3 protein-coding genes are annotated in these 3,131 nt (G+C 36.6%); all 3 read left to right on the top strand.

Annotated features, from left to right (window positions below; translation table 11 throughout):
* A partial coding sequence (locus U9P79_06070) for a restriction endonuclease subunit S (protein ID MEA2104188.1) occupies positions 1 to 698 on the top strand: 698 nt, incomplete at its 5' end.
* A gap of 138 nt (positions 699 to 836) precedes the next feature.
* Complete coding sequence (locus U9P79_06065; GenBank protein MEA2104187.1) at positions 837 to 2,642, top strand: hypothetical protein; 1,806 nt, start codon at positions 837 to 839, stop codon at positions 2,640 to 2,642.
* A gap of 192 nt (positions 2,643 to 2,834) precedes the next feature.
* Positions 2,835 to 3,011, top strand: a complete 177-nt coding sequence (locus U9P79_06060) for a hypothetical protein (protein MEA2104186.1) — start codon at positions 2,835 to 2,837, stop codon at positions 3,009 to 3,011.
* The last annotated feature ends 120 nt before the right edge of the window (positions 3,012 to 3,131 follow it).

Genomic DNA, 3,131 nt, shown 5'->3' with positions numbered 1-3,131 from the left:
TAGAAAAAATTGCCGAAGAAAAAGATCGGTTGATTAAAGAAGGAAAAATTAAAAAACAGAAAAAGCTGCCGGAGATTACGGAGGAGGAAAAGCCGTTTGATTTGCCGGTGGGGTGGGAATGGGTGAGATTGGGCACAGCATTAAAAAAAATAACAGATGGTACCCATCACTCACCACCAAATTACGAGCACGGAGAATTCTTATATATTTCTGCAAAGAACATAAAGTATAAAGGGATTTCGCTAGAGGATGTTTCATATGTAACCAGAGAGATACATAATGAAATTTTTTCTCGTTGCAACCCAGAATTCGGGGACATACTTTACATTAAAGATGGTGCTACTACAGGTGTCGCAACTATTAATAATTTGAAAGATCCATTTTCGATGCTTTCAAGTGTTGCATTACTGAAATTACCCAAAGGAGTATTTAATTCCTATCTTTTGTTAGCATTAATCTCCCCATTTTTTTATGATTCGATACGTTCTGATATGACAGGAGTGGCAATAACAAGAGTAACTTTAAATAAATTGAACAGTGCCTTTATTCCACTTCCCCCTCTCGCTGAACAACATCGTATTGTCTCCAAAGTCGATGAACTGATGGCCCTCTGTGATACCTTTAAATCTTGTCTGACAGACGCCCAAGCCACCCAAAAACAGTTGGTCAACACCGTAGTCAATCAGGTTGTGGGGTAAATAAAAATTATGGACATATTCAGTAACTATATCATCCTCGTTTGAATCCAGAGATCACGGCTTAACATCCATTGATCTCACCTACCCTGAAAAAACAGCGGGACAGTCCTAAAAAAAATATAAAGGTATTCATGTTTTATGCCAAATCTTATTTCCTTACAGCAATTAATTGAAAAAGAATATTTTATTCAATGCCCGTTTCTTGCGACGGGCCAATTTATTTCCTATTGCAAAGAAAGATCTGTTGATACTTCTAGAGAACAACTTGAACAGTTAGAAAAATTAAAGATTTTCACCCCCTTTGTGCGAGTTAAAATACCTAAAATTAAAACTAAGATTGAATATATCGAAAATGGTACAAAATATAAAGATTTGGGGATTCTAAAAAATGATGAAAAATGGGAAGGCGATATCAAGGAAGAGTATGCTCATTTTTGGTTTGAAAAAAGCTACGCGGAGAATTGGCTTGAGGAGGGTATTTTATGGGATCCATTGTCTCGTGAATTTACAAATTGGGAAAATTTTTATGACCACGATAGACATGAATTCATTATAAGCTACTATTCAATTTTTCAATGCTATACGCTTTACAACATAATACGAAGTACAAAGATGGAGCTTCGAGCCGAATGGTGGTACACATATTCCAGCGAAGATATAATTAGATTGACAGGTCAAATTTCAAATTGGGCAAAAAATGCAATAGACGCTCACAAAAAAAATGGGGCAAGAGGAGAGAAAGCCTCAATTTTTTGTCAAATTTTGTCAAATCGCTATTTCCCAAAAACACAAACAGATCGCAGAACCGTTAACCTTTCTATACCGAGTCATTATCATGATTGGAGCTGGCACGAATATTGTCGTAATTGGAATCCAAACACCATAGTAGAAGATCTTGGCATAGACGTCAAAAATATTGAAAAACTTCACCAGTTGGTGTCGCTAGACGCAAAATTTGCAGATCCATTAGAGCGTTGGTATGGATTGATAAGTTTTGTCTCTCTCGAACAAAAGAAAAAATTGAAGGGTAAAGCTTTACTTGCACAATTGCTATATTCTATGGAGCATATGATACGCCTATTCTATAAAGAATTGACGGGTGAAAAGTTGTTTCCCCCAAATGAAAATATAACTTGGAAACAAGATAAACTTTATGGAGACGGCGTCACCAACAATGATTTGCAATATCTCGAATTTCTTGCAAATCAATACCATCTAAATCCAAGACCTAAGTTGATTCTTGTTGTCGAAGGTGAAGGAGAAGAGGCGCAGTTTCCACGTCTTTCAAATGAGTTGTTTGGGTATCTTTTTTCAAAGCTGGGAATTGAAATCGTCAACATTCATGGTGTTCCCGGATTTACTGGCAAAAAAGGGATTGACAAGTATGGAGCGTTAGAAAAATTCATCGACTTTAATCACAATAGACAGACCATTGTTTATATCGTATTGGATAAAGAGGGACGAACAACAACTATAAAAAATAAATTGATTAAAACATCGTCAAAATTTTATTCTGGCCGTTATGTAACAAAATCCGAATATATCCATCTTTGGGAAAGAAAGACAATAGAGTTTGATAATTTTAGCTACGTTGAAATTGCGCAAGCCATGTCAGAATTAAGTAAAGGAGCATATCTTTTCATACCTGATGAAATCGAAAAGTGCGAACGTCAATTGCAGACAAAAGAAGCTGATTATCTTAGTCGGCTTTTCAATGAAAAGACAGGATATGATTTACCTAAACCAGAGTTGTTACGTCTATTATGTGACTACATAATAGAAAACGCCAAAAATGAATTTGATAATGAAGGTATACCCTTAAGGCCAGTGCTTAAAGTATTACACAGAGTTATAGAACTTGCTACTTTAAACCATCAACCTACTCGTTTTGTTTCGTGGGAGAAAAATCAAGAATCAGGGTATTTGGGAGATGTTAAAGAATAAAAGTGGTGTATTGGAAAAACTGACGCTAAAGATCTGCAAGAATGGTTTCAGAAACAGGCGAATGCAGAGAAATATGGGCAATGAGAAAAATGGGCTGGAGTAATGTTGAAAGCTGGCTACAGTCAATAAGGTTTTGCGCTACACTAATCTCTACCTGGTTGTAGCCATCGTCAAAATGAATGAAGATCAGTCATGAAAGTTGAAGTATACTGCGATGAATCATATCCTGATTTGCTTTCTTCCCGATCAAAGCCGGCAAAATATATGGTGATCGGCAGCGTTTGGCTACGATGGGAAAATCGAGATCCTTATAAAGAGATCATTCATCAGCTCCGTTTGAGCAGCTTTATTGCCGGGGATCGATTATAACTTTTGACGGGATTCAGATCCGGTTTCAGAAAAGAGACTTTTCTCATGTGTTTTTTGAATCCGTCAGGACAAAAGATGATACATTTTCCCGGCAAAGAGCAGAGCGAATTGATTGGATCA

This window comes from Candidatus Cloacimonadota bacterium (assembly GCA_034661015.1).
Classification (GTDB): Bacteria; Cloacimonadota; Cloacimonadia; order JGIOTU-2; family JGIOTU-2; genus JAYEKN01.
Note: the sequence above shows the minus strand (reverse complement) of the source record. Positions and strands in the feature narration are given on the sequence as shown.

Bases quoted from the DNA above. Each gene is read 5' to 3' on its own strand.
- U9P79_06065 (MEA2104187.1), top strand. From the start codon at position 837: ATGCCAAATCTTATTTCCTTACAGCAATTAATTGAAAAAGAATATTTT.
- U9P79_06060 (MEA2104186.1), top strand. From the start codon at position 2,835: ATGAAAGTTGAAGTATACTGCGATGAATCATATCCTGATTTGCTTTCT.